This is a genomic window from Allobosea sp. 10L422 (assembly GCF_056395345.1).
In genome coordinates, this window is record NZ_JBFTJI010000001.1 from 241,623 (window position 1) to 267,873 (window position 26,251).

The window sequence follows — 26,251 nt, forward strand, 5'->3', positions numbered from 1 at the left end:
GATCAATGCGACGGAGGAGGCCTCGATGTTGCGGGACGATTCCATCATGCCGACGCCCCCTGGCAGAGCCGCGACGCTTCTCGCCCTGGAAGCTTTCGGACGGGCGATGCTCGGGTTGCTCGAATGCAAGCGATGCTTTGTCCTGACACTGGCCCCGCCGAACGGCTTTGCGGCAGCCGCCGTTCGTGTCGGCTTTGACAGTGACGTGCAGCCCTCGGCGGATGCGATCACGCATCTGGTGCATCGGCCGGACTGGCAGAGCGCCGGGCTGTTCGCGGTCGAAGCGACCGATACGCTCATAGCGGAATTGCTCGGGCGGGAGGCGGGCGAGGCCGGATACGCGCTTGCAGGGCGCCTGCCTGCGAGCGACGGAAATGATCTGGTTTTCCTGGCAGGCTGGCGGCCGCATTCCCTCTCGGCCGCGGAGATGGTCTGCATCTCGCGCGCCGCGAGCGTGATCTGGGCGACGACCCAGGGCTTCACGCAACGTCGACACGAAAACCTGAGTCTGGACACCATGCTGCAGGAGCTGGCCTTTCCGGCCTTCGCCGTCGACCAGCAGCTACGCCTCCTCGAAACCAACGATGCCGGCCGGCAGATGCTTCAGGCGAAGAACCCGGTTCGCCTCGACCATGGCGCCCTCGCCGGCCCCAACTCTCTCGTCAACAACCTCCTGCGCCACGCGCTGCGCGACACGATGGCATCCCGCTCAGGCCGAGGCTGGACGAACACGATCATTCCCCTGTCGACAGACCATCGCGCCTTTGCCTTCGCATGGATCGGCGCGGCGCCGACCGAGCGGCACATGGACCGGCTGCTCGTCGTCATCCCGCAGATCGATCCGGCAGCGGGGGCCAAGCGGATTGCGACGGCCTTCGGCCTGCCCTGGGCCGAGGAAAGAATCGTGATGCGCATCCTGGGCGGGGAGCCGCCATGGAAGATCGGCCAGACGCTCGATCTCACGGAAGCGACAGTCAGGACCTATATCAAACGCATCATGCTCAAGCTCGGCATCAATCGGCAGATCGAGTTTTTCCTGCTCTATATTTTGACGTTGTCACCCTTCGTCGAGGGATGTCGCGATCAGCTCTTTCCCGAAGAGATACATCCTCCCAATTCATGCAGCGGGCCGCCCCTGTTTCGGCATGAGGAGGCTTGATGTGACGGGCGGCGGCCATCGTTTTCGCATGGCCGCGGCCGTCGCCGTTCTCGTTGTCCCGGCGGCCGTTGCCGGGGAGGCGCCGATCTTCGCCCTGCCGGTCGCCTGCGAGCTCGGCCGCAACTGCTTCATCCAAAACTATGTCGACGCCGACCCCACATCCTCGGCCCGGGATTTTCAATGCGGCACCCTCTCCTATGACGGCCATAACGGGACCGATTTCCGGCTGCCGACCATGGCTGCCCAGCGCGCCGGGGTCGATGTCCTGGCTGCCGCCGCCGGCCGCGTCGTCCGGCGACGCGACGGCATGGCCGATGTGTCCGTTCGCGACAGCGGAGCGGCGGCCGTGAAGGGCTCCGAATGCGGCAACGCGGTCGTGATCGAGCATTCGGCCGGCTGGCAGACCCAATACTGCCACATGGCTCGCGGCAGCCTGCGCGTCGAGGTCGGCGACCGGGTCGAAGCGCGTCAGGCGATCGGGCAGATCGGTCTGTCCGGCCTGACCGAATATCCGCATCTTCATTTCATCGTCCGCTATCGCGGCGAGATCGCTGACCCCTTCGCCTACGAGGCGCCGCCTCATTCATGTGGCGGCGGTCGCATGCTTTGGGAGCCCGCATCGGCGTCCCTGCTCGCCTACAGGCCGCGATGGGTCTTGAATGCAGGCTTTGCTGCCGCCTCGGTGACGATGGCGACGCTGGAGGCTGGCGACGCCGAACCGCCCCCGGGCATCGAAGCCCCCGCGCTCGTCGCCTATGTCCGCGGCATCGGCCTCAAGATCGGCGACGTGCAATCGATCGTCGTGAGCAATCCGTCCGGCCAGGTGATCGCCAGGCATGAAGCCTCGCCGCTCGAGCGAAATCAGGCGCAGACGCTGGTCTTCACGGGGCTGCGGAAACCACCGGCCGGGTGGGCAAGCGGCACCTATCGCGCGCGATACACGGTGCTCAACGACAAGAACGAGGTTCTCGAACGAAGCTTCGATATCGAGCTTCAACAGAGCCGGCCGCACCCCTAAGCCGAGCCTGGTCCCCAGGCTTTCGGATTTGCCGCGTCCCTCCACGATGGTTTCAGCCGGCGCCGCGGCGCCGATAGGCGAAATAGCGCTCCTCGGGTATCTCGGCCGGAAGCGGCACGGCCTCGAAGGCGGGATCGTCGAGCGGCCAGCCGCTGACGATCAGCCCGTCGGGCTGCACCAATGCCGCCACTTGTCCTGGCAGCCATGCGAAGGCCACCCGGTCGCGCATGGGCACGCCCGTCGTGACATCGACATGGATCAAAATCGCCGCGGCGCCATGCCGGGCGGCGAAGGCCGGCAATGTCTGCTCCATCTCCCCGATGATGAGGAGGTGCTGCGGGGGCATCGATCGGGGATTCGGGCTGGGCGAGCGCTCGAAGACATGGATGTCGCGGCCGGGCAATCTCGCGCGCAAATGGTCGTATGTCCGGCCATTGCCGAGGCCGAGCTCAAGGATCAGGCCGTCCTTGCCCGCGGCGAAATCGGCTGCCCAGTTCAGCACGCTGCGCTGGGCCTTCAGACGGCGGATGAAACTGTCGAGCCGGCTCATGATCTTCGCCTGCCAATCTCTGCTCGATGCCGCAAGTCGAGATTGCGGAACCGGTACGCATCTCGGCCACGCGCTTGCCAAACGGATTGTCCCGATGGCCTAATCCGCAAGACGGTCCGCATTGTCGGACACGCAGCGAAGGCCGGCAAGAGCCTCGCCCTGGGAGAGAGCCGATGATCACGAAGCGATCCTTCATCGCGGCGACCGCCGCCGCATCCGTACTGGCCTTGCATGCTCCGGCGTGGGCGGAGGCCTGGCCTGCGCGGCCGATCACCTTCATCGTGCCCTTCCCTGCCGGCGGCGGAACGGACGCGTTTGCGCGGCCGCTCGCCGCGCAGCTCGATCAGCAACTGGGCCAGCGCATCATCATCGAAAACCGCGGCGGCGCCGGCGGGACAGTCGGGGCCTCCGCGGCGTCGAAGGCAAAGCGGGACGGGTATACCTTCTTCGTCGGGGCCGCCCACCACGCCATCGCGCCCGCGCTATATCCAAAGCTCGACTACAGCATCGAGACCGATTTCATCCCGATCGCCGTCGTTGCCCAGCCGCCGCAGGTCATCGTCGTCCATCCCGGCAAGGTCCAGGCGAAGACCGTGGCCGAGCTGGTCGATTTCGCCAAGAAGAACCCGGAAAAGCTCAACTATGCCTCGGCCGGAAACGGCACGACGCACCATCTCGCCGGCGAACTGTTCCAGCTCTCGACAGGCACAAAGCTGACCCATGTGCCCTATCGCGGCGCCGGCCCAGCTTTGCAGGATACCGTCGCCGGGCAGGTCGATATCCTATTCGACGGGCTCGGTTCCTCGGCAGCCCAGATCCAGAGCGGCGCCTTGCGGGCCCTGGCCGTTGCCGCGCCGACGCGCTCGGAGGCTGTGCCCGATGTTCCGACGGCCAAGGAGGCGGGCCTCGACGGCTACGAGGTCTCGACCTGGTATGCGCTCTGGGCTCCCAAGGGAACGCCGCCCGAGATCGTCGCGCGAATGCGGACGGAGGTCGAGAAAGCGCTGAAGTCCCCGGCCATCGATGCGGCCTGGAAGAAGAACGGCTCCCCGATCCCGAGCCTGAGCGGCGACGCCTTCGGGCGCTTCGTTACGGCGGAGGTCGAGCGCTGGGGCAAGGTCGTCAAGGACGCTCAGGTCAAGCTTGAGTGAGGCGGCTTCAGTGAAGCCTGAAGTTCAGGACGCGCTGTCGGCATCGCCATCGATGACGCTGCGGGCCGTCGCGTAGCCGAAGCCGAGCCGCGCCAGGGCGGCGAGATCCTTCTGACGGCAGGCGGCCCGCTCGTCCGGCCTGCGCCAGGGGCCAAGCCGGCGGCGCTTCGCGGCAATGCGGGCGGCGGCGATCTCGTCGTCGGCATGGGTGTTCGCGAATTCGCCCGCAAGATCGCGCGCTATCCCCTTGGCGGCCAGCTTGACCATAACGCTGCGGCTAGACTGCCCCTTGCGCCTCAGCGTCGCCGCCCGCGCCTCGGCGAAGCGGCGATCGTCGATCAATCCGCTGGACAGGCAGCGGGCGATCACATCGTCCAGTGCGACGGCGTGATGCGCGGGATCGTCGCCGTGATGCCGACAGCTCACGGCGATCTTGCGCGCCAGCACGCGGCGCAGTTGAGCGGCTGGGGCAGAGTAGCGCTCAAGATAGTGCATCGCCGCACGCTGGAGATAGTCGGCGGTGATGCGCCGCGGGGCGCGGGCAGGGCGAGCCCCCTGCCCCGGCTGGCGTTCGCTGTCGGACATGCTAGTCGGCCGCAGGCTTCGATCGGCCGGCCTTGACGCCGGAGCGGCGATCCTTCGAGGCGAGCCGGCGCTCCTTCGACGCCTTGGTCGGCTTCGTCGCGCGTCGAACGGTCGGGCGGACGGCGGCGGCGCGGACCATCTCCAGCAGCCGCTCGACGGCCTCTTCGCGATTGCGCTTCTGGCTGCGATGCGTCTGGGCGACGATGACGATGACGCCATCCTGAGTCAGCTTGCTGCCGGCGAGCTTCATCAGGCGGATGGCGACCTCGTTCGGCAGCGACGGCGAACGGCGCACGTCGAAGCGGATCTGCACGGCGCTCGAGACCTTGTTGACGTGCTGGCCGCCGGGACCCGAGGCGCGCACGAAGCTCTCCTCGATCTCGCTCTCGTCGATGGCGATGGACGGGGTGACTTGAATCATGGGAGGAAGCTAGATCACGTCGCATTCGGATTGAAACATCCGAATGCGAAAAACGTGATCGATTCTGAAAGTTTAGAGCATTGCTTCAGCGAAAAACCGGTTCCCACTTTTTCGCGCAGCAATGCTTGACCGCAGATCATGGGGACAGGCAGCGTTGAAGCCCTCTCGCGACATCGAACGGCTGATCGAGATCATGGCGGCGCTGCGTGCGCCCGGAACCGGATGTCCCTGGGATCTGGAGCAGGATTTCGCGTCGATCGCTCCCTACACCGTCGAAGAGGCCTATGAGGTTGCCGATGCGATCGCGCGCGGCGACAAGCTCGACCTGAAGGACGAGCTGGGCGACCTCCTGTTGCAGGTGGTTTTTCATGCCCGTATGGCCGAGGAGGAAGGGTCCTTCGCCTTCCCGGATGTGGTGGAAGCGATCACCAGCAAGCTGATCCGCCGGCATCCGCATGTTTTCGGCGACGCGCGGGATCTCTCGCCGGCCGAAGTGAAAGTGCTGTGGCACCGGATCAAGGCCGAGGAGAAGGCGGCCAAGGCCGCGGCGCACGAAGCAGCTGGCCTGCCGCCGCTGCAGGAGGACAGGAGCGTCCTCGCCGGCGTGCCGCACAACCTGCCCGCCCTCACCCGCGCCTGGAAGCTGCAGGCCCGAGCCTCGACCGTCGGCTTCGACTGGAACAACGCCCGGCTCGTGCTCGACAAGATCCGCGAGGAGACTGAAGAGATCGACGAGGCGCTCGCTGGCGGCGACAAGGCCGCCATCCAGGAGGAGATCGGCGATCTGCTCTTCGTGATCGCCAATCTCGCCCGCCATGTCGATGCCGATCCGGAGGCCTGCCTCAACGCCGCGAATGCGAAATTCGAGCGACGCTTCAAGGGTATCGAGACAAAACTTGAAGCGGAGGGCCGAACCGCAAAGGAGGCGAGCCTCGACGAGATGGAAGCGCTCTGGCAGGCGGTGAAGAAGGCCGAGAAGGCGATCTGATCACGATAGTCGCCGCCAGGAGCAGACGAGCTCCGGGGCCGGATCACGCGGGCTTTCGTAGGGGTGCAGCTAACCCCGGCCGGAGCGAAGCACCGAGCCGGTATCCATGGCTGAACCGTGCTCGGAAACGTTCTAGCATAGATTCCGGGTCAAGCCCGGGATGACCGCGGCTCCGTGACCAACCAGCAGAATTCGATCATATCCGACCAATAAACGGCACCTGACGTCGCCGGCCGTCACCCCTGTCGTTCAGCCTGCGGGAATCGGGCCGTGAAGGACCCTTCCCGCTCCGGCGGCAGGCGAACGACGAGCTTGAGCCGGCCGTCCTCGGCGTCCGCGCGCTCCAGGATTTCGCCGTTGGCGTGGAGCCAGGCCAGCGACTTGCCATCGCCGGGCGCGAGTTCGAGCGCGTAGACTGGGCGGCTCAAGGCGATCCGGGTCTCGATGGCGCGGGTCAGGCGATCGATGCCCTCGCCGGTCAGCGCCGAGACGAGAACCGGCCGCGTTTCGGCGGGACGCAGCGACGCGACGCCGAGCTGGCGTTCGCGCTCGGCCGCATCGAGCAGATCCGCCTTGTTCCAGACTTCGACGACGCGCTGGCCATCATCCGGGTTGATGCCGAGATCGCGCAGGATCGCCTGGACATCCGCGGCCTGCGCCTGCGTGTCCTCATGCGAGACGTCGCGGACATGCAGCAGGACATCGGCCTCGATCGCATCCTCCAGCGTGGCACGGAACGCGGCAATGAGCTGCGTCGGCAGGTCGGAGATGAAGCCGACTGTGTCGGAGAGCATGATCCGGGCGCCATGCGGCAGCTTGATCGCCCGGGCGGTCGGATCGAGCGTAGCGAAGAGCATGTCCTGCGCCAGCACCTCAGCCGAAGTCAGCCGGTTGAACAGCGTGGACTTGCCGGCGTTGGTGTAACCAACCAGCGCAACGATCGGATAAGGCACGCGTTTCCGGCTCGCGCGGTGCAAAGAACGGGTTCGCTTCACGCTCTCCAGATCGCGCTCGATCTTGGTCATGCGCTCCTGGATGATGCGCCGGTCGGCCTCGATCTGCGTCTCGCCGGGGCCGCCGAGGAAGCCGAAGCCGCCGCGCTGACGTTCGAGGTGGGTCCAGGACCGCACCAGCCGGCTCTTCTGGTAGTTGAGATGCGCAAGCTCGACCTGGAGCGCGCCCTCTTTGGTGCGCGCCCGCCGGCCGAAGATCTCGAGGATCAGGCCCGTGCGATCGATGACCTTGCAGCCGAAGGCCTTTTCGAGGTTGCGTTGCTGAACCGGCGACAGCGCGCAGTCCATCACGACGAGGCCGATTTCCTCGATCTTGATGCGCTCCGCCAGCTCCTCGACCTTGCCTTTGCCGAGATAGGTCGCGGGCCGCAATGCGGTCAGCAGCACCTGTACCGGCTCGACGACGGTCAGGTCGATCGCAGCCGCGAGGCCGACGGCCTCGTCCAGCCGCGCCGCGAAGGAACGCTGGTTGGCGTCGACGGAAACGCCGCGCTTCTGCAGATAGGGTCCCACGACGAAGGCGCGCGTATTCGCCGCGATGTCGCGTTCGATCTCGTCGAGCGGCTTCGCGCCTGTGACCCGCGTGGCCGCCCGATGCTTGTCGTCCTTGTGGCTTGTCGCCAACTCAGTTCTTGTCCGTTTCCTCGGGCTCGAACAGCTGCACCGGGTGGCCGGGCATGATGGTCGAGATCGCATGCTTGTAGACGAGCTGCGAATGGCCGTCGCGGCGCAGCAGCACGCAGAAATTGTCGAACCAGGTGACGACGCCCTGCAGCTTCACGCCGTTGACAAGGAAAATCGTCAGCGGAATCTTCTGCTTGCGAACGTGATTGAGGAAAGTGTCCTGGAGGTTCTGAGCCCGCTCTGCGGCCATGGGTAGTCCCTGTTGTTGGGATCGGCGATCGGTTTACGCCCGCGATCCAGTTCGTTCCGTTCGGGTCGGCGGCGCATTCCGCCAGCCTCGGAACACCGACGCTCCATTAGATCGTCGAGTTCGTCTTCAACGCAAGTGCAGCAATGCCGCGTTTTTTCGCAGGTGCATCTGCGTGGCGTGCAGATGCACCCTACGAAAGGCTAGCCGACACCGAGCGACTTGAGCTTCCGGTGCAGGGCGGAGCGCTCCATGCCGATGAATTCGGCGGTACGCGAGATGTTGCCCGAGAAGCGCGCTATTTGTGCGATCAGATACTCGCGTTCGAAGATCTCGCGCGCATCGCGCAGCGCCAGGCTCATCAGCCGCTCGCCGCCCGAGCCCGATGGCGTTGTCGGCACCATCGCGCCGACCTCGGCCGGCAGCATCTCGATCGTGACCTCCGCGGTCGGATCGCCCTTGGTCAGGATCATCAGCCGCTCGACATTGTTGCGCAGCTCGCGGACGTTGCCCGGCCACTCATGCGATTGCAGAACGGCCATCGCATCGGAGCCGATCCGCCGCTTGGGCAGACCGCTCGCCACCGAGATCTGGTCCATGAAGAACTCGATCAGCTCCGGCACGTCCTCGCGCCGTTCGGAGAGCGCGGGCACGCGGATCGGCACGACGCTGAGGCGGTGATAGAGGTCCTCGCGGAAATGCCCCTCGGCGATCAGTTGCGCGAGATCGCGGCTCGAGGAGGAGATGATGCGGACGTCGACATGGACCCGCGTCGCGCCGCCGACGCGCTGGAAGTTCTGGTCGACCAGCACGCGCAGGATGCGGTTCTGCGTCTCGCGCGGCATGTCGCCGATCTCGTCGATATAGAGCGAGCCGCCATGCGCCTCCTCAAGCGCGCCGACGCGACGCGAGCGCCCGTCCCCGCCCTCGACGCCGAAGAGCTCCTCTTCCATCGTCTCGGGCGTGATCGTCGCCGCATTGATGACGACGAAGGGGCTGTGCGAGCGGGTGGATGCCTCGTGCAGCGTCCGGGCGGCGAGCTCCTTGCCGCAGCCCGGCTCGCCCGTGATCAGGACGCGCGCATTGGTCGGCGCGACCCGCTCGATCGTTTGGCGGAGCTGGTTGACGACGGTCGTGCGGCCGACGATGCGGTTGGCCTGGACCGAACGGGTCTTGAGCTCCCGCACCTCGCGGCGCAGCCGCGACGCTTCCAGCGCACGCTCGGCGACGAGGACGAGCCTGTCCGCCTTGAACGGCTTCTCGATGAAGTCGTAGGCACCGCTCTTGATCGCGGACACCGCCGTCTCGATGTTGCCGTGGCCGGAGATCATCACCACGGCGAGATCCGGGTGACTCTCCTTGATCAGCTCGAGGACCTGCAGGCCGTCGAGGCGGCTGCCCTGCAGCCAGATGTCGAGGAAGACGAGGTTCGGCCGCCGCGCCGCGATCGCGGCCAGCGCCTCGTCGGCGGAGCCCGCCTTGCGGGTCCGGTAGCCTTCGTCCTCGAGAAGGCCGGCGACCAGATCGCGGATATCGACTTCGTCGTCCACCACCAGGATGTCAGCGCTCATCAACCTATCCCATTCTGCGAATCGTGAGTGACCGGGCCGGAACCCGGCCGGGCGGCATCATCGCCGCCATTGGCCTCGGAAGGGCCGGTTTCAGGGAACCAGAGGCGGATGCGGGCGCCTCTGGCACCGCTGGAGGCGTCCGGGCGGTCGAGCAGCTCGATGCCGCCGCCATGGTCCTCCAGGATCTTGCCGACGATGGCGAGGCCGAGACCGGTGCCCCCTTCGCGCGTCGTCATATAGGGCTCCAGCAGCTTTTGGCGCTGGTCGGCCGGCAGCCCCTTGCCGTTGTCGATGATCTCGATGACGACGCGCCCGTCGTCGCGCCGCTCCAGGCGGACGTCGATGCGACCCTGGCCGCGCTCGTCGGCCGGAACCGCCTCGACCGCTTCCGTCGCGTTCTTGATGACATTGGTCAGAGCCTGGGAAATCAGGCGGCGGTCGAAGCGGGCAAAGACGGCTTCCGCCGGCAGGCTTTCCTCGATCGTCGTCTCCGGGTTGCCGACCCGCCAGAGGAAGACAGTCTGACGAACCGTTTCGACGATATCCTCGCGCGCCAGCGACGGCTTCGGCATGCGAGCGAAGGAGGAGAACTCGTCGACCATGCGCCGGATATCCTCGACCTGCCGCACGATCGTGTCGGTGCATTGGTCGAAGACATCCTTGCCTTCGATGATGACGCGGCCGAAACGGCGCTTGATCCGCTCGGCCGAAAGCTGGATCGGCGTCAGCGGATTCTTGATCTCGTGAGCGATGCGCCGGGCGACATCGGCCCAGGCGGCGGTGCGCTGGGCGGAGACGAGATCGGTGATGTCGTCCAGCGTCACCACGAGACCGGCGCTGAGCCCCTCCCCTTCGCGCACGGCGCGAATATTGACCATGCGGTCCTGCCCGGCGCGCGTCAGCGTCGCCTGCCCCGAGATCTGCCGCTGCCGGCCCTGCAGCGCATCGGCGACCAGGCCCGCGACCTCGGGGGCGATCTCGGCGATCGGCCTGCCCAGCAGGCGGCCGCCAGTACCCAGAAGCGCCTCGGCCGAGCGATTGATCGTCGTGATGTGGCCATCGCCATCGAGGCTCAATACGCCGGACGAGACGCCCGAGAGCACGGTCTCTGTGAAGCGCCGTCGCCTGTCGATGACCTCGCTCGCCGTTACCAGGCTGTCGCGCTGGCGGCGCAGCTCCGCCGTCATCTTGTTGAAGGTCTCTCCGAGATGGGCCAGGTCGCCTTCCGATCTTCGGATCGGCACCTGGACGTAGAAATTGCCGCTGGAGACCTGATCCGTCGCATGAATCATCCGCCTGATCGGAGCGACCAGGCCGTTGGCGAAGCTGAGGCCAAGCCAGATCGCCGAGAGCAGCAGGATCAGCGCGATCAGACCGTACATCGAAGCGAAGGCGACCTGGACCCCTTTACGGCGGGCATCGATCGACAGGTATTCGACAGCCGCGCCACGCGCGACCGCCGGGAACTCGACCGCCAGCGGGTCGACCTCGCGCGCGATGTGCAGGAAGCTGTTGCCGTAGGCGGGCAGTTTCACCACCGCCCCGAAGACCCGGCCTGTGCGCGGGATGACGCAGATCGGCTCCGGTGCCGACTGAGCGTCGTCGAAAGCGGCCTGATCCGGCTTGGGAGCGTCCTTCAACACGTCGATATTGGCGCGCACCAGAACCTTGTCCGGCGGTTGCATGATCGCGGCGACGGGGACGCCGAGCGCTGTCGCGCGCGAGGTCAGGAAGTTCTCGAACCATTTGCGGTCGGCGTCATAGGCGGGTTTGGCGCGCGTGAGATCGTCGGCGAGCACACGGATTTCGCGGCCCAGCGAGCGGCATTGGCTCGCCGCATAAGCATCCGCCACCTCGACCGATTTGAAGATCGCATCCCGCATCCGGTCCGAGAACCAGGGCTCCAGGCCCCGCTCGATGGTGACGGTTGCGATCACCGCGACGAGAACGGCCGGCAGCGCTGCCACGATGCTGAAAAGGCCGACGATCCGCACATGCAGCCCGGCCGCTGCAGCTCCCGCCTTGCGGGCGCGGATCAGCACGGCCGCCTCGATGGCGACGACGACGAGCAGAGCCAGAATCAGCAGCGCATTGAGAACGAAGACGCCAATCACGACCTCATGCACCGGGGCGATCGGCGTCGCGCCCGACAGGACGAGGAAGGTGAGCAGCGCCGAAACCAGCGCCAGGAAGACGATGATCCCACCGATCCAGCCGGAAACGCGGCGGGATTTCTCCTCGCCGCGCGGCATCATTCTGGCTTCAGTTGCGGAAGCGGACACGTGTTCTGACAACTCCGATGCGGCACCGCCGAAGCATGGCGCCGCCTAACGGCGCCACTGATGCGCCGCCGCAACGGTGTTGTCAAAATATGACATAGACAAGGCGAGCTCGCGCGCCCTCAACGCGGCGAGCGGACAACCTGCATGTCGAGCTCGCGGATCTTCTTGCGCAGCGTGTTGCGATTGAGGCCGAGCAACTCGGCGGCACGGATCTGGTTGCCGCGCGTGGCCGCCAGCGCGGCAGCTATCAGCGGCGGCTCGATCTCGCGCAGAATGCGGTGATAGAGGCCCGGCGGGGGAATGTTGTCGCCGAAACCACCAAAATACTGGCTGAGATGGCGCTCGACCGAGCCGGACAGCGTCTCGGCGCGTTCCGGGGCAGCCGAGCTGCCGGAATAGCCCGGCCCCGCCGCAGCAGGCTGCAATTCGGCCTCGATGATCGGGGCGGTGATCGTCTCCTGTGGATAAAGCGCCGCCAGCCTGCGCACCAGATTCTCGAGCTCGCGGACATTGCCGGGCCACCGGTAGCGACGCATCACGTCCATCGCTTCCGAATCGACCTGCTTGCGCGGCAACCCCTCCTTCTCGACCAGCGAGAAGAAGTGGCGCACGAGATCGGGGATGTCCTCGACGCGCTCGCGCAGGGGCGGCAGCCGGATCGGCACGACGTTCAGCCGGAAGAACAGGTCCTCGCGGAAGAGGCCCTGCGCGATCGAGATCCGCAGATCCTTGTTGGTCGCGGCGATGATCCGGACATTGGTCTTGATCGGGGTGCGCCCGCCGACGGTCGTATATTCGCCCTGCTGGAGGACGCGCAGGAGGCGGGTCTGTGCCTCCATCGGCATGTCGCCGATCTCGTCGAGGAAGAGCGTGCCGCCTTCCGCCTGCTCGAAACGGCCGGAGGAGCGGGTCAGGGCTCCGGTGAAGGCGCCCTTCTCATGGCCGAACAATTCGGATTCGATCAGATCCTTCGGGATCGCCGCCATGTTGATGGCGACGAAGGGGCCGTTCTTGCGCTTGCCGTAGTCGTGCAGGGCGCGCGCCACGAGCTCCTTGCCGGTGCCCGACTCGCCGTTGATCATCACGGTCAGGTCGATCGGCATCAGGCGGGCCAGCGCGCGATAGACGTCCTGCATCGCGGGAGAGCGGCCGATGAGCGGGATGTCCTCCGGCTCGGCGGCGTGGCTGCGTGCGGCCTCGCCACGGGGGCGCGACATGGCGCGGCCGACGATGGCGACGAGCTCCTTCAGGTCGAAGGGCTTGGGCAGATATTCGTAGGCACCGCGCTCGGACGCCTTGATCGCCGTCATGAAGGTGTTCTGCGCGCTCATCACGATGATCGGCAGCTCGGGCCGCACGCGCTTGATGCGCGGCAGCAGGTCGAAGGCATTCCCATCCGGCATCACGACATCGGTGATGATCAGGTCGCCGAGGCCCTGGGCGGCCCAGGTCCACAACGTCGCGGCCTGGCCGGTGGTACGGACTTCGTAACCGGCCCGGGCGAGCGCCTGATTGAGGACGGTGCGGATCGCGGCGTCGTCGTCGGCAACGAGGATATGACCGGTCGGCATGTGTTCGCTTAGGCCTTGCGTTGACTGCCCTGACCAAGCTGGTGCAGCGGCAGAAGGATCCTGAATTGCGTGCGGCGGGGAACGGACTCGCATTCGACGATTCCGCCGTGATCGCCGATCACCTTGGCGACAAGTGCAAGTCCAAGGCCACTTCCCTGCGCCTTGGTGGTGACGAAGGGATCGAACAGGTGCTGGATGAGGTCATGCGGCACGCCCGGGCCATTGTCGCGGATGACGATTTCGAGCGGCAGCGCGATCCGCTCGGACGACCCGGGAACCTGCATGCGGATGCCCGGGCGATAGGCCGTCGTCAGCGTGACCTCGCCGTCTATCGCATGTTCGCCAATGGCTTCGGCAGCGTTCTTGACCAGATTCAGCAGGACCTGGACGAGCTGGTCGCGATTGCCCGCGACGGGCGGCAGGGAGGGATCGTAGACTTCGGAGAAGCGGATGTGGCGGGCGAAGCCCGACTGCGCCAGCCGTTTCACATGGTCCAGCACGTCATGGACATTGACGGCGTCGCGCTCGCTCGGCCGTTCGTCACCGAACAGCTCGACGCGCTCGACCAGCTTCACGATCCGGTCCGTCTCGTCGCAGATGAGCTGGGTCAGCATGCGATCCGCGTCCGAGATCGAACCTTCCAGCAATTGCGCCGCCCCGCGGATGCCGGAGAGCGGGTTCTTGATCTCATGGGCGAGCATGGCACCGAGTGCGGTGATCGACCGAGCTGCCCCTCGATGCGTCAGTTGCCTGTCCATTTTTTCAGCAATTGTCCGTTCCTGCAGCATCAGGACGACCGCATCGCCCTGGCTGGGCAAGGGAGAGGCAAAAACATCGACGGTGCGATCACTGCCGAGGCGCGGCGAGCCGAAGTCGAGGCGGTATTCGCTGACGCTCGCGCCGCGGCGCTGCACCTCCTCGATCAGCCCCAGGACCGGGGAGCCGAAGGCGACGAGATCGTCGATGCGCTGGCGCTTGAGCATGGAGGCGCTCGACTGGAAGAAATCTTCCGCCGCCGTATTCGCGTAGATGACCACATGCCCTTCGCCGATGACCAGGACAGGCATCGGCAGGACGTTCAGCGTCTGTATTTCGATAGCGTCGAGCAGATAGGTACGCTCGCTCGCGAGCCCCTTGTCGGCAAATAGCGCCGTCATCGGCCCTTCCTTTCCGTCTCAGGCCGCTTCGCGGCTTCGTTCGGTCGAAAACAGCCCCGCAAGCGCCGTCAGCACCTGGCGAGGCTCTTCCGACGTGAGCAGTGTCCGACGCAGTTCGGGATCCGGCTCGCAGCCCTCCGCCACAGCCTCGTCGGCATAGGCGGCGAGGTGCTTGCGGGCGTGGCGCACGCCATGGGCTGCTCCCATCAAGGCCAGCAGGCCTTCGTAATGCTCCCGCGCGACGCCGAGCTTTTCGGCCAGCGTCAAGGGCGCCAGCTTGCGACCGTCGAGCGCGGCCCCGATCTCGCCGACCAGCCAGGGCCGCCCGAGAGCCGCCCGTCCAATCATGACGAAGTCGGCTCCCGACTCGGCGAGACAGGCTTCGGCATCGGCGACATCGTGAATGTCGCCGTTCGCCACCAGCGGAAAATCTCCGGCCGCCCGCACCGCGGCGATGGCGCGCCAGTCTGCCTTGCCCTTGTAGAATTGCTGGCGCGTCCGGCCATGCACGGTGATCATCCGCGCTCCTGCGGCGACAGCGCGGCGCGCGAGCTCCGGCGCATTGCGGGAGGCGTCGTCCCAGCCCAGCCGCATCTTGACCGTCACCGGCACGGTGGTGGCGGCGACCGCCGCCTCGACCAGTGCCACGGCGTGATCGAGATCGCGCATCAGCGCGGAGCCGGCCCAGCCGCCGGTCACTTTCTTCGCGGGGCAGCCCATATTGATGTCGACGATGGCTGCGCCATTGGCCTCGGCCAGCCGCGCGGCCTCGCCCATCCAATAAGGATCGCAGCCGGCGAGTTGGACGACATGGGGAGAGACGCCCTCGCCTTCCGCGCGGATGCGCGCTTCCTCGCTGCCGCGGACAAATTCGTCCGAGGCCACCATTTCCGAAACGACGATCCCGGCATGGCGCCGCGCCGCGAGCCGGCGCATGACGATATCGGTCACGCCGGACATCGGTGCAAGAAAGGCCCGGGTTTCGATGGATATTCCTGCGATGTTCAAACGGCCCAGCCTGCTTTTAAGGCAACTCTCGATATGCATATTTATTGGACAATGCTGCGGGAGCGCAAGAGCTTAGAGGTTGATGCTGCATTGCAACAGAGTCACCCCCTGCCCAGCGCTGCCGGAATTGGCTATGGCTGCCGCATGAACAGCCATTCCGCGGACCCCCTGTCGTCTTCTGACCATGCCGATACCGGCGCTCCGGTGGCGGCGCTGCTCGTCGCTGCCGGACGTGGCTTGCGCGCGGGCGCAGGCGAGCCGAAGCAGTACCGGCTGGTCGATGGTGTGCCGGTCCTCGCCCGCGCGCTCGCGCCCTTCCTGGCGGAGCCCGCCATCGGCCGTGTGGTGGTCGTGATCGGCGGGGACGATGAGGCCCGCTACGCCAATGCCGTCGCCGGGATTGACGACGACCGCCTCGCGGCTCCGACGCCGGGCGGCGCGACCCGGCAGGATTCGGTGCGACGCGGATTGCTCGCGCTTGCACGCGAGGGTTTCGACGGTATCGTTTTGGTCCATGACGCCGCCCGCCCCTTCGTCTCGCAGGCGCTGATCGGCGCGGCTATCGGCGCGCTCGGCGACGGCGGATTGGCCGCGATCCCCGCCCTGCCGGTCACGGACACGGTCAAGCGCATCGATGCCGCCGGCCATGTCGCGGAGACTCCGCCGCGCGACCAGCTCGTCACCGTCCAGACCCCGCAGGCTTTCCGCTTCAAACCGCTCCTGGCGGCGCATGAAGCTGCGGCAGCGGTGGCGCTGCACGGCTTCACTGACGATGCGGCCTTGATGGAATGGGCCGGCCACCCCGTCGCGACCTTCAAGGGCGAGATTGCCAACATCAAACTGACCCGTGCCGAGGATTTCCGCCGCATGGATGCACGCGCCGGGCAGACGCTCGTGACGCGAGTCGGCACCGGCTATGACGTCCACGCCTTCGGTCCGGGCGATCATGTCTGGCTCGGCGGCGTCAGGATCGCGCATGAACGCGGCGTCGTAGCCCATTCGGATGGCGACGTGGCGCTCCATGCCCTGACGGATGCCCTGCTCGGTGCGCTGGCCGATGGCGATATCGGCACGCATTTTCCGCCGAGCGACCCGCAATGGCGCGGTGCGGCTTCGGCGCAGTTCCTGGCTTTCGCTGCCGAGCGCGTTCGCGCCCGCGGCGGGCGCATCGACCATCTCGATCTGACGATCGTTTGCGAGGCGCCGAAGGTCGGGCCGCATCGCGAGGCCATCCGCGCCGCGATCGCAGCGGCCGCTGGCATTCCCGTCGAGAAGGTCGCGATCAAGGCGACGACCTCCGAGCGCATGGGCTTCACGGGTCGGCGCGAGGGGCTCGTCGCGCTGGGAACGGCGACGATCCGGTTGCCCGAAGCGGAGTAGCGCGATGTTCGATGCCGAAGTCACGACACTGTCCGAGACCGTTTTGGCCCTGTGCCGCGAGGCCGGTCTCAAGGTCGCCACGGTCGAATCCTGCACGGGCGGCCTTGTCGCGGGAGCGCTCACGGCGATTGCCGGCTCCTCCGACGTCGTGAACGGCGGTCTGGTGACTTATTCGAACGCAGCCAAGACAGCGCTTGCCGATGTGGCGACCGAACTGCTCGCGGCCCATGGCGCGGTCAGCGAGCAGGTCGCCTGCGCCATGGCCAAAGGCGGGCGCGCCAGGCTGTCGGCGGATCTGGCTGTGGCGATCACCGGCGTCGCAGGTCCCGGCGGAGGAACCGAGCGAAAGCCGGTCGGCCTTGTACATTTTGCCTGCGCGACGGCCACCGGAACCGTTCACCGCGAAATGCGCTTCGGAAACCTGTCGCGCGACGAGATCCGGCGGCTATCCGTGGTCGTCGCGCTCGAACTGCTGCGGGACGCTGCGCGCTGAGCTGCCTCAGCGGGACAGGCGGCGCCAGATCGCCGGGAGGCATCAATCGCTGGCCGAGCGTCAGCCGCGCGTCGCGATCAATTGCCTGTCACAGCCTTTGACGCGGCTCCGCCATAGACCACATCGGCCCGGCGCGCGAAGGCCTCCGAGAATTTGTGGAAGGCCTTGTCGAACATCGCGCCCATCAGCAGGCCGAGCATGCGGCTGGCGAACTCATAGGTGATGAAGAAGCCGATTTCGCAGCCCGTATCGAGCGGCTTGAAGCTCCAGCGGTTCTCCAGATGGCGAAACGGACCGTCGACATATTCGACGAGGATCTTGAGGTTGGCAGGATCGAGCGTGACGCGGCTGGTGAAGGTCTCGTGGATCGCCTTGTAGCCCACCGTCATGTCGGCCAGAAGCACCTCGCCGCCGCCCTCCCGCGGCGTGCGTCGGCGCACCGTCAGCCCCTCGCAGAGCGGCAGGAACCGCGGATATTTCTCGATATCCGCAACGAGTGCGAACATCTGCTCGGGTGAGTGCTTCACCCGGCGGGTGCTGTTGAACATCGGCATGGGTGGGAGCCGCTACTGGCCCTGCCGCGCCGCCCGGTTCGCACGCAGCCGCGCGAAATCCTCGCCGGCATGGTGCGAGGAACGGGTCAGCGGCGTCGAGGACACCATCAGGAAGCCCTTGGCATAGGCGATGGTCTCGAAGCTCTTGAACTCGTCGGGGGTGACGAAGCGGATCACGGCGTGGTGCTTGCGCGACGGCGCGAGGTACTGGCCGATGGTCATGAAGTCGACATCGGCGGACCGCAGGTCGTCCATCAGTTGGAGAACCTCGTTCCGCTCCTCGCCGAGGCCGACCATGATGCCGGATTTGGTGAAGATCGAGGGGTCGAGCTCCTTCACGCGCTGCAGCAACCGCAGCGAATGGAAGTAGCGCGCGCCGGGGCGCACCTTGAGATATCTGCCCGGGACCGTCTCGAGATTGTGGTTGAAGACATCGGGCCTGGCCGCGACCACCACCTCAAGCGCGCCCGGCTTGCGCAGGAAATCGGGCGTCAGGATCTCGATCGTGGTGCCGGGCGACGCCTTGCGGATCGCGCGGATGACGTTGGCGAAGTGCTCGGCGCCGCCATCCTTGAGATCGTCGCGATCGACCGAGGTGATGACAACATGCTCGAGGCCGAGCTTGGCGACGGCATCGGCCACCTTGCGCGGCTCCTCCAGATCGAGCGGCTGCGGCACGCCGGTCTTGACGTTGCAGAAGGCACAGGCGCGCGTGCAGGTGTCGCCCATGATCATGAAGGTGGCGTGCTTCTTCTCCCAGCACTCGCCGATATTGGGGCAGCCGGCCTCCTCGCAGACCGTGACCAGCTTCTCGGCCTTAACGATCGCCTTGGTCTCGGCCCATTTGGGCGAGCCCGGCGCCTTGACGCGGATCCAGTCCGGCTTGCGCAGGACCGGGTTTTCCGGACGCTTCTGCTTCTCGGGATGGCGCACCTCGCCCGCGGGCTGGGCCGGCTGCGCCTTCGGATTGCCGGCATTGGGCCGCGGATCGCGGTTCAGCAGGTCGAGAACAAGCGCCATATCGAGGTCCGGGCTTCAAAAGCGGGAGCCGGCACTGCCGGCTCCCTCCTAGCTAATCCCCAAAGCGCGCTCCCGCAACTGCCGGGCCGCGCGCGGGGGGCGTCAGTTGCGGCTGCGCGCCGCATTCCAGATCGCGATGATGATGACGGCGCCGGCGATAGCCGCGGTCAGCGTGCGCCAGAAGCCGAAGACCGGGATCGCGAGCAGCTCCGCCACTCGCGTGCCAACGAAGGACCCGGCGACGCCGACGAGCATGTTGGTGAAAAGGCCGTGATCGGACGAGGTCAGGCGCTCGGCGATCCAGCCGGCGAGCACGCCGATCAGCAGCGTCATGAAAAAACCGTAGCCCGGCTGGGCCATGGTGGCGGCAAAGCTTTCCATCGAAGAAGTCCCCCTAGCCATGCGCAAATGCGCGTCCAGACAACAATGACGGCCCGCGGTTCCTGTCAGGCGATGAAGCGCGCCAGCAGGATGACGAGGATCGCGCCCAGCACCGCCATTCCGGCATCGTCGAGAAAGCCATAGCCGGTATTCAGCCGCCACCCGGTCAACCGCACGATGCCCTGCCCGACCAGCATGCCGAGCACGCCGACCACGGAGTGACGGATCAACCCGCCACCACCAACCACGAGGCTGGCGACGAAGCCCGTGACGGTCCCGAACGCCACGGTCGGCAACACGACGCTCCAGTCGAGCGGCAGCGTCCGGCGCGGCGGCAGAACCTCGACCTCCTCGTCGCGAACGACGCGGTCGGGTTTGGGCGGTTTGCGGGTGCGTGGCGGCATGGCACCAATATGGAGCGCAGGCAGGCCGCCGCCAAGTCGAAGCGTCATTCTCGGGCGGCGCGAAGCGGCGACCCGAGAAACGCTTGCAGGATGAGGCTCCCGGGCCATCCCGAGATGCTCGGGTCGAGCCCGAGCATGACGAGATCCCGGCTCAGGCGTTCAGCACCTTGCCGTAGGCGTCGAGCACGCTTTCCTTCATCACCTCCGACAGGGTCGGATGCGGGAAGATGGTGTGCATCAGCTCTTCCTCGGTCGTCTCGAGGTTCATCGCGACGACGAAGCCCTGGATCAGCTCGGTGACCTCGGGACCGACCAAATGGGCGCCGAGCAGCTTGCCGGTCTTGGCGTCGAAGATCGTCTTGGCAAGGCCGCTGTCCTCGCCGAGCGCCACGGCCTTGCCGTTGGCGACGAAGTTGAAGCGGCCGACCTTGATCTCGTAGCCGGCGTCCTTGGCCTTGGCCTCGGTCAGGCCGACGCTGGCGATCTGCGGATGGCAATAGGTGCAGCCCGGGATCATCAGCTTGTCCATCGGATGCGGATGCAGGCCCTTGATCGCCTCGACGCAGATCACCGCCTCGTGCTCGGCCTTATGGGCCAGCATCGGCGGGCCGGCGACGTCGCCGATGGCGTAGATGCCCTTGACGTTGGTGCGGCAGAAATCGTCGATGACGATGCAGCCGCGATCGGTCTTCACACCCAGCGCTTCCAGCCCGATATTCTCGATATTGCCGACGACGCCGACGGCCGAGATCATGCGATCGGCCGTGATGGTCTGCTTGCCGCCCTTCTCGTCCTCGATATGGGCGGTGACGGAGTCCGCTGATTTCTCGACCTTCTTGACCTTGGCGCTGGTGATGATCTTCATGCCCTGCTTCTCGAAGGCCTTGCGGGCGAAGGCGCCGATCTCGGCATCCTCGACCGGGACCACCTGCGGCAGCACCTCGACCACGGTCACCTCGACGCCCATCGTCCGGTAGAAGGAGGCGAATTCGATGCCGATGGCGCCGGAGCCCATGACGAGCAGCGATTTCGGCATCTTCGCCGGCACCATCGACTCGAAATAGGTCCAGATCAGCTTGCCGTCCGGCTCGAGCCCGGGCAGCGCGCGCGGCCGGGCGCCGGTCGCGACGATGATGTGGTCGGCGGTATAGGTGCCCTCGCCCTTGGCGTTCTTCGGCACCGGCCCTTGCGGTTGCATCGCCGGCTTCTTGGTCGGCGCGACGGTGATCGTGCCAGGCTTGGTCAGCTTGGCCTCGCCCCAGATGACGTCGACCTTGTTCTTCTTCATCAGGAACTGGACGCCGTTGTTCATCCTGACGGCGATGCCGCGCGAGCGCTTCACCACGGCGTCGAGATCGGCCTTGAACGAGCCTTCCAGGACGAGCCCGTAATCCTTGGCGTGCTCGCCATAGTGCAGGATCTCGGCCGAGCGCAGCAGCGCCTTGGTCGGGATGCAGCCCCAGTTCGAGCAGATCCCTGCGAGATGCTCGCGCTCGACGATCGCGGTCCTGAAGCCGAGCTGGGCGGCCCGGATGGCGGCGATATAGCCGCCGGGACCCGAACCGATGACGATGATGTCGTAGTCAGCCATGGGCGTTTTCCTTGCGTCTCCGACGACGATGATCGGTTCTAACGGAGTTGCGCCTGCAGCGCGGCGATCGTGGTGCGCGACGCCGGCAGAATGAACGGCACTGCCGTGCGTTGGGCCAGCTTGAAGACGTCGCCTGCAGCTTGATCCTGCGTCATCCGCATCCCCACAGTCGCGGGGATGCATTGCTTACCTCCGCGCTGACGGCTCCAGGCGTTGACTGTGTCGGCCCCGTATTCAAAGCAGATTCTGGTATCTTCGACCGGCCGCCCGAGGACAGGCACGTAGCGACCTGCGGCCTCCAGAGACCAGCGCCCGCGCAGCACTTCGCGGTTGCCGGGGAACCAAAGATAAATCGAGCCGTCAGGCGCCATATAGGAGACTTGGGAGCCCAGATTGTTGGCCGTCACCACTCGCGTGGTTCCGGCAAAGAACGCACGCGCCTGAGACAGGGACATGCCGTCCAGCCGCCGTTCGCGCACTCCGGATTCTGTACGCGCCGCGGCGACATTCGCCTGCTGCTCGGCGCTGACACACCCGGCTATCCCGAGCGTCAGCAGCAGGGCAACAGCACGCCCAAGCCCAACGGTTCTCGTCATGCGACCCGCCTGCCGGAGCTTCACACCAGCATCGCCATGGGCTTCTCGATATAGCCCTTGAACGCCTGCAGCAGCTCGGCGCCGAGTGCGCCATCGACGGCGCGGTGGTCGGTCGAGAGCGTCACCGACATCACCGTGGCGACAGCCGGCTGGCCGCCCTTGACGATGACGCGCTGCTCGCCGGCGCCGACCGCCAGGATCGTCGCATGCGGCGGGTTGACGATCGCCGCGAAGTCCTTGACGCCGAACATGCCGAGATTGGAGACCGCCGTCGTGCCGCCCTGATACTCCTCGGGCTTGAGCTTGCGGGCCTTGGCGCGCGCGGCCATGTCCTTCATCTCGTTGGAGATCTGCGACAGCGTCTTGTGGCAAGCATCGCGGATGATCGGCGTGATCAGGCCGCCCGGGATCGAGACCGCGACGCCCACATCGGCGTGCTTGTGCTTGAGCATGGTGTTGTCGGTCCAGGACACGTTCGCGTCCGGAACGGCCTTGAGCGCCAACGCCAGCGCCTTGATCACCATGTCGTTGACCGAGAGCTTGTAGGCCGGCTTGCCGTCCTTCTCGGGCGCGGCGGCGTTCAGCTCCGCGCGCAGCTTCAGCAGCGCGTCGAGTTCGCAATCGACCGTGACGTAGAAATGCGGGACAGTCTGCTTGGCCTCTGTCAGGCGGCGCGCGATGGTCTTGCGCATGCCGTCATGCGGGATCTCCTCATAGGAGCCCGGCGCGAACAGCTTCTTGACCGCCTCGTCGGAGGGGCCGGCCGCGAGCGGCGCGGCGGCAGGCTTGGCAGCCGGAGCACCGGCGGGAGCCGCAGCGGGAGCGGCCTTGGCGCCGCCGCCCTTCTTGGCAGCCTCGACGTCCTTCTCGACGATGCGGCCATGCGGGCCGGAGCCGGCGATGGCGGCAAGATCCAGCCCGGCATCCTTGGCGATGCGCCGCGCCAAGGGCGAGGCGAAGGGCCGGCTGCCATTAAGCTTGGCCGGGGCTGTGACGGGAGCGGAAGCAGCCGGGGCGGCCGGAGCTGCCGCGGGAGCCGGAGCCTCTGCCTTTGGCGCTTCAGCCTTCGGAGCCTCGGCCTTGGCAGGCGCAGCGCCGCCGGCCGCGGGGGCGGAGATGCTCTTGGCATCCTCGCCTTCGCCTGCGATCACGCCGATCACTTCGTTGACGGCGACATCGGCCGTGCCTTCCGGCACCACGATCTTGGCGAGGATACCCTCATCGACCGCCTCGACTTCCATGGTCGCCTTGTCGGTCTCGATCTCGGCGATGATATCGCCGGACTTGATGGTATCGCCTTCCTTCTTCAGCCACTTGGCGAGATTGCCCTTCTCCATCGTCGGAGAGAGGGCGGGCATCAGGATGTTTGTCGGCATCGGTCAGCCCCCTCTCAGCGATAGCAGACGGCCTTGGCCGCCGCGATGACGTCGCCGACATTCGGCAAGGCGAGCTTCTCGAGATTCGCCGCGTAAGGCATCGGCACGTCCTTGCCGGTGACGCGGGCCACGGGGGCGTCGAGATAGTCGAACGCCGCCTCCATGATCTTCATGCCGATCTCGGCGGTGACGCCGGACTGCGGGAAGCCCTCCTCCACCGCGACGCAGCGATTGGTCTTCTGCACGGAGGCGACGACGGTCTCGATGTCCATCGGGCGGATGGTCCTGAGGTCGATGACCTCGGCCTCGATGCCTTCCTTCGCCAGCGCCTCGGCCGCGCCGAGCGCATAGGTCATGCCGATGCCGAAGGAGACGATGGTCACGTCCGTGCCGGGGCGGACGACCTTGGCCTTGCCGATTGGGATCAGGAAGTCGTCGCCCTTCGGCACATCGAAGGACTTGCCGTACATGATCTCGTTTTCGAGGAAGATCACCGGGTTCGGATCGCGGATCGCGCTCTTCAGCAGGCCCTTCGCGTCGGAGGCGCTGTAGGGCACGACAACCTTGAGGCCGGGCACGTTCGAATACCAGGCGGCGTAGTCATGGCTGTGCTGGGCGCCGACGCGGGCGGCCGCGCCGTTCGGCCCGCGGAAGACGATCGGGCAGCCCATCTGGCCGCCGGACATGTAGAGCGTCTTGGCAGCGGAATTGATGATGTGGTCGATCGCCTGCATGGCGAAGTTGAAGGTCATGAACTCGACGATCGGCCTGAGGCCGGAGAGCGCCGCGCCGACGCCGATGCCGGCAAAGCCGTGCTCGGTGATCGGGGTGTCGATGACGCGCTTGGCGCCGAACTCCTGCAGCAGGCCCTGCGTGACCTTGTAGGCGCCCTGGTATTCCGCGACCTCTTCGCCCATGACGAAGACATCGCCGTCGCGGCGCATCTCCTCGGCCATGGCGTCGCGCAGCGCTTCGCGGACCGTCTGGCTGACGATCTCTGCGCCCGCCGGGAATTCGGAAGAGGCGTCGTAAGCCTTGGCCTGGGCCGGCACGCTCTGCGGCGCGCTGGCGGCAGGCGCCTCCTCGGCCTTCGCCGCGACAGGCGCTGCCTCGGCCTTGGGCTGGGGCGTGGCCGTCGTGGCACTGCCGCTCGCTGCGGCGCTGACGTCCTCGCCGTCAGCCGCGATCACGCCGATCCGCGTGTTGACCGCGACATTCTCGGTGCCGTCGCCGACGAGGATCTTGGCGAGAATGCCCTCGTCGACCGCCTCGACCTCCATGGTCGCCTTGTCGGTCTCGATCTCGGCGATGATGTCGCCGGCCTTGACCTGATCGCCCTCTTTTTTCAGCCACTTGGCCAGTTTTCCTTCCTCCATGGTGGGAGAAAGGGCAGGCATGAGAATGTCGATCGGCATGAACGCACCCGGAATCTAAGACGCGGGGAAAGACGGTGAGCGAGCCAGAGGCGCCGGGCGTCAGCCCTGCGCCGGCTCCAGCAGGATGTCGGTGTAGAGCTCGGACGGATCGGGCTCGGGGTCATGCGTGGCGAACTCGGCCGCGTCGTTGACGACCTCGCGCACCTTGGCGTCGATCGCCTTGAGCTCGTCCTCGCCGATCTTGAAGTCGCGGATCAGGCGGGCACGCACCTGCTCGATCGGATCGTGCTCCTCGCGCATGCGCTGAACTTCGTCCTTGGAACGGTACTTCGCCGGGTCCGACATCGAGTGTCCGCGATAGCGGTAGGTCTGCATCTCCAGGATGTAGGGCCCCTTGCCGGAGCGGGCATGCTCGACCGCACGCAGGCCGGCGTCGCGGACGGCGCGGACATCCATGCCGTCGACCTGTTCACCGGGGATGTTGAACGAAACACCGCGGCGGGAGAAGTCGGTCTGCGCTGAGGCGCGGCTGACCGCGGTGCCCATGGCGTAGCGGTTGTTCTCGATGACGAACACGACCGGCAGCTTCCAGAGCTCGGCCATGTTGAAGCTCTCGTAGACCTGGCCCTGATTGGCGGCGCCGTCGCCGAAATAGGTCATCGAGACCGTGTTGTCGCCGCGATACCAGTCGGCGAAGGCCAGGCCCGTGCCGAGCGATACCTGCGCGCCGACGATGCCGTGGCCGCCATAGAAGTTCTTCTCGCGGCTGAACATGTGCATCGAGCCGCCCTTGCCGCGCGAATAGCCGCCGCGCCGGCCGGTCAGCTCAGCCATCACGCCGCGCGATTCCATGCCGCAGGCCAGCATGTGGCCGTGGTCGCGATAGCCGGTGATGACCTGATCGCCATCCTTGGAGGCCATCTGCATGCCGATGACCACGGCTTCCTGGCCGATATAGAGGTGGCAGAAGCCGCCGATCAGGCCCATGCCGTACATCTGGCCGGCTTTCTCCTCGAAGCGCCGGATCAGCAGCATCTCATGATAGGCGTGGAGATCTTCTTCCTTGGTGAAGCTCGGCGTGTTGCTGAGCGCGGCGGAGGTCTTACCAGCCCCCTCCTTGGCGCCCCGCGCCTTCGCGGCGGCTTTCGGTTGAGCGGGAGCTTTCGACTTACGCGCAGCAACAGCCATCAGGCGGTCCTCCAAGGTCTTTCGACTTTTGTTTTAGAGGATCGCAAAAATCTTGGCGAGCACGCTATCTCGCAATGCAGCATTAGCTAAGCTGTTGAAAAATCGAGATAGACTTCCCGTAACCTGATTTCAGTTAATCGATACGTCCGGGACTAAATGCCGTACCGTCAGAGCCCTCAGCGGCCCATGATGACAACGTCATTCTTATGCGTACGACCGAGAATGGCGCGCGCGTTCTCTTCCAGCAGATCGCGATCGACAGCTTCGTCGCGCACCAGCGAGAGACGATGTTCCCAGGATTTGCGCTCGGCGACAAGCCCGGCGAGTTCCGCTTCCATATCGCGCAGCGATTCACGGACGGCGCCGCGCGCCTCGAGGCCGCGCGCGCCATGCTGCGCATGGAACATGAAATAGGCCACGGCTGCTCCCGAGACGAGATAGAGCGCCAATGTCACGAAGATCGAGCGGAGGCCGCGGCGGATAACCATGGCGCCACGCTAGGAAAACTTGGTTTCCGGCGAGTTAACGGAAGGCGCGGCTTGGGATT

General features: G+C 66.2%; 26 protein-coding genes. 6 read left to right on the forward strand and 20 right to left on the reverse strand.

Annotated elements, in window-relative coordinates; translation table 11 throughout:
- Nucleotides 1-46 precede the first annotated feature (46 nt).
- Both AC1DEZ_RS01115 and AC1DEZ_RS01120 read left to right on the forward strand, forming a co-directional pair.
- Nucleotides 47-1,159, forward strand: a complete 1,113-nt coding sequence (locus AC1DEZ_RS01115) for a helix-turn-helix transcriptional regulator (RefSeq protein ID WP_476778287.1) — start codon at nucleotides 47-49, stop codon at nucleotides 1,157-1,159.
- A gap of 1 nt (nucleotide 1,160) precedes the next feature.
- Nucleotides 1,161-2,177, forward strand: a complete 1,017-nt coding sequence (locus AC1DEZ_RS01120) for a M23 family metallopeptidase (protein WP_476778288.1) — start codon at nucleotides 1,161-1,163, stop codon at nucleotides 2,175-2,177.
- A gap of 52 nt (nucleotides 2,178-2,229) precedes the next feature.
- Here the strand turns inward: AC1DEZ_RS01120 and AC1DEZ_RS01125 are convergent, their stop codons facing one another.
- Nucleotides 2,230-2,727, reverse strand: coding sequence for a class I SAM-dependent methyltransferase (locus AC1DEZ_RS01125; RefSeq protein ID WP_476778289.1), 498 nt, complete (start codon nucleotides 2,725-2,727; stop codon nucleotides 2,230-2,232).
- A 173-nt stretch (nucleotides 2,728-2,900) separates the two neighbouring features.
- Here AC1DEZ_RS01125 and AC1DEZ_RS01130 point away from each other — a divergent pair, with 173 nt between their 5' ends.
- Nucleotides 2,901-3,878 carry a Bug family tripartite tricarboxylate transporter substrate binding protein gene (locus AC1DEZ_RS01130; RefSeq protein WP_476778290.1) on the forward strand — a complete coding sequence of 326 codons (978 nt, stop codon included), beginning with the start codon at nucleotides 2,901-2,903 and terminating at the stop codon, nucleotides 3,876-3,878.
- A gap of 24 nt (nucleotides 3,879-3,902) precedes the next feature.
- Here AC1DEZ_RS01130 and AC1DEZ_RS01135 read toward each other — a convergent pair whose 3' ends face one another.
- Nucleotides 3,903-4,463, reverse strand: a complete 561-nt coding sequence (locus AC1DEZ_RS01135) for a regulatory protein RecX (protein ID WP_476778291.1) — start codon at nucleotides 4,461-4,463, stop codon at nucleotides 3,903-3,905.
- 1 nt (nucleotide 4,464) lies between these two features.
- Nucleotides 4,465-4,884: an alternative ribosome rescue aminoacyl-tRNA hydrolase ArfB gene (gene arfB, locus AC1DEZ_RS01140; RefSeq protein ID WP_476778292.1), complete on the reverse strand. Its 420-nt coding sequence runs from the start codon at nucleotides 4,882-4,884 to the stop codon at nucleotides 4,465-4,467.
- A 154-nt stretch (nucleotides 4,885-5,038) separates the two neighbouring features.
- Between arfB and mazG the strand changes: the two genes are divergently transcribed.
- Entirely contained in the window at nucleotides 5,039-5,872 is an 834-nt protein-coding gene (gene mazG, locus AC1DEZ_RS01145; protein WP_476778293.1) for a nucleoside triphosphate pyrophosphohydrolase, read from the forward strand.
- 236 nt (nucleotides 5,873-6,108) lie between these two features.
- Here mazG and hflX read toward each other — a convergent pair whose 3' ends face one another.
- The 7 genes from hflX to dusB all read right to left on the reverse strand — a co-directional run bounded on the left by hflX (nucleotide 6,109) and on the right by dusB (nucleotide 15,384).
- Entirely contained in the window at nucleotides 6,109-7,509 is a 1,401-nt protein-coding gene (gene hflX, locus AC1DEZ_RS01150) for a GTPase HflX (protein WP_476778294.1), read from the reverse strand.
- A 1-nt stretch (nucleotide 7,510) separates the two neighbouring features.
- A complete protein-coding gene (hfq, locus tag AC1DEZ_RS01155; protein ID WP_038365847.1) occupies nucleotides 7,511-7,759 on the reverse strand; it encodes an RNA chaperone Hfq in 249 nt (82 codons plus the stop codon).
- Between the two features lie 200 nt (nucleotides 7,760-7,959).
- Nucleotides 7,960-9,327 carry a nitrogen assimilation response regulator NtrX gene (gene ntrX, locus AC1DEZ_RS01160; RefSeq protein WP_441513334.1) on the reverse strand — a complete coding sequence of 456 codons (1,368 nt, stop codon included), beginning with the start codon at nucleotides 9,325-9,327 and terminating at the stop codon, nucleotides 7,960-7,962.
- The gene (locus tag AC1DEZ_RS01165; RefSeq protein ID WP_441513333.1) at nucleotides 9,327-11,609 is read right to left on the reverse strand and encodes a sensor histidine kinase NtrY-like; all 2,283 of its coding nucleotides are present in this window, start codon (nucleotides 11,607-11,609) and stop codon (nucleotides 9,327-9,329) included. Before AC1DEZ_RS01165 ends, ntrX begins: the two co-directional genes overlap by 1 nt.
- Nucleotides 11,610-11,728: 119 nt before the next feature.
- Entirely contained in the window at nucleotides 11,729-13,180 is a 1,452-nt protein-coding gene (gene ntrC / locus AC1DEZ_RS01170) for a nitrogen regulation protein NR(I) (RefSeq protein ID WP_441513332.1), read from the reverse strand.
- A gap of 8 nt (nucleotides 13,181-13,188) precedes the next feature.
- On the reverse strand, nucleotides 13,189-14,247 hold the full coding sequence (locus AC1DEZ_RS01175) for a two-component system sensor histidine kinase NtrB (RefSeq protein ID WP_476778763.1): 1,059 nt from the start codon (nucleotides 14,245-14,247) through the stop codon (nucleotides 13,189-13,191).
- Nucleotides 14,248-14,355: 108 nt separating this feature from the next.
- Complete coding sequence (gene dusB, locus AC1DEZ_RS01180) at nucleotides 14,356-15,384, reverse strand: tRNA dihydrouridine synthase DusB (RefSeq protein WP_476778295.1); 1,029 nt, start codon at nucleotides 15,382-15,384, stop codon at nucleotides 14,356-14,358.
- Nucleotides 15,385-15,489: 105 nt separating this feature from the next.
- Here dusB and AC1DEZ_RS01185 point away from each other — a divergent pair, with 105 nt between their 5' ends.
- Complete coding sequence (locus AC1DEZ_RS01185) at nucleotides 15,490-16,725, forward strand: bifunctional 2-C-methyl-D-erythritol 4-phosphate cytidylyltransferase/2-C-methyl-D-erythritol 2,4-cyclodiphosphate synthase (protein ID WP_476778296.1); 1,236 nt, start codon at nucleotides 15,490-15,492, stop codon at nucleotides 16,723-16,725.
- Nucleotides 16,726-16,729: 4 nt separating this feature from the next.
- Entirely contained in the window at nucleotides 16,730-17,218 is a 489-nt protein-coding gene (locus tag AC1DEZ_RS01190; protein ID WP_476778297.1) for a CinA family protein, read from the forward strand.
- A gap of 77 nt (nucleotides 17,219-17,295) precedes the next feature.
- Here AC1DEZ_RS01190 and AC1DEZ_RS01195 read toward each other — a convergent pair whose 3' ends face one another.
- The 10 genes from AC1DEZ_RS01195 to AC1DEZ_RS01240 form a co-directional block, all read right to left on the reverse strand.
- Nucleotides 17,296-17,772 (reverse strand): type II toxin-antitoxin system RatA family toxin, encoded by a 477-nt coding sequence (locus AC1DEZ_RS01195; protein WP_476778298.1) that lies wholly within the window; start codon nucleotides 17,770-17,772, stop codon nucleotides 17,296-17,298.
- A gap of 12 nt (nucleotides 17,773-17,784) precedes the next feature.
- Nucleotides 17,785-18,792, reverse strand: a complete 1,008-nt coding sequence (lipA, locus tag AC1DEZ_RS01200) for a lipoyl synthase (RefSeq protein ID WP_441513327.1) — start codon at nucleotides 18,790-18,792, stop codon at nucleotides 17,785-17,787.
- A 102-nt stretch (nucleotides 18,793-18,894) separates the two neighbouring features.
- Nucleotides 18,895-19,173, reverse strand: a complete 279-nt coding sequence (locus AC1DEZ_RS01205; RefSeq protein WP_441513326.1) for a GlsB/YeaQ/YmgE family stress response membrane protein — start codon at nucleotides 19,171-19,173, stop codon at nucleotides 18,895-18,897.
- Between the two features lie 65 nt (nucleotides 19,174-19,238).
- Complete coding sequence (locus AC1DEZ_RS01210) at nucleotides 19,239-19,625, reverse strand: GlsB/YeaQ/YmgE family stress response membrane protein (protein WP_441513325.1); 387 nt, start codon at nucleotides 19,623-19,625, stop codon at nucleotides 19,239-19,241.
- Nucleotides 19,626-19,728: 103 nt separating this feature from the next.
- Nucleotides 19,729-21,168 (reverse strand): dihydrolipoyl dehydrogenase, encoded by a 1,440-nt coding sequence (gene lpdA, locus AC1DEZ_RS01215; protein WP_476778299.1) that lies wholly within the window; start codon nucleotides 21,166-21,168, stop codon nucleotides 19,729-19,731.
- A gap of 38 nt (nucleotides 21,169-21,206) precedes the next feature.
- Nucleotides 21,207-21,764, reverse strand: a complete 558-nt coding sequence (locus AC1DEZ_RS01220) for a hypothetical protein (protein WP_476778300.1) — start codon at nucleotides 21,762-21,764, stop codon at nucleotides 21,207-21,209.
- 20 nt (nucleotides 21,765-21,784) lie between these two features.
- A complete protein-coding gene (locus AC1DEZ_RS01225; protein ID WP_476778301.1) occupies nucleotides 21,785-23,140 on the reverse strand; it encodes a pyruvate dehydrogenase complex dihydrolipoamide acetyltransferase in 1,356 nt (451 codons plus the stop codon).
- A 14-nt stretch (nucleotides 23,141-23,154) separates the two neighbouring features.
- Complete coding sequence (locus tag AC1DEZ_RS01230) at nucleotides 23,155-24,555, reverse strand: pyruvate dehydrogenase complex E1 component subunit beta (RefSeq protein ID WP_476778302.1); 1,401 nt, start codon at nucleotides 24,553-24,555, stop codon at nucleotides 23,155-23,157.
- 60 nt (nucleotides 24,556-24,615) lie between these two features.
- Nucleotides 24,616-25,704, reverse strand: a complete 1,089-nt coding sequence (pdhA, locus tag AC1DEZ_RS01235; RefSeq protein WP_441513321.1) for a pyruvate dehydrogenase (acetyl-transferring) E1 component subunit alpha — start codon at nucleotides 25,702-25,704, stop codon at nucleotides 24,616-24,618.
- 176 nt (nucleotides 25,705-25,880) lie between these two features.
- On the reverse strand, nucleotides 25,881-26,192 hold the full coding sequence (locus tag AC1DEZ_RS01240; protein WP_441471074.1) for an FtsB family cell division protein: 312 nt from the start codon (nucleotides 26,190-26,192) through the stop codon (nucleotides 25,881-25,883).
- Between the last annotated feature and the right edge of the window lie 59 nt (nucleotides 26,193-26,251).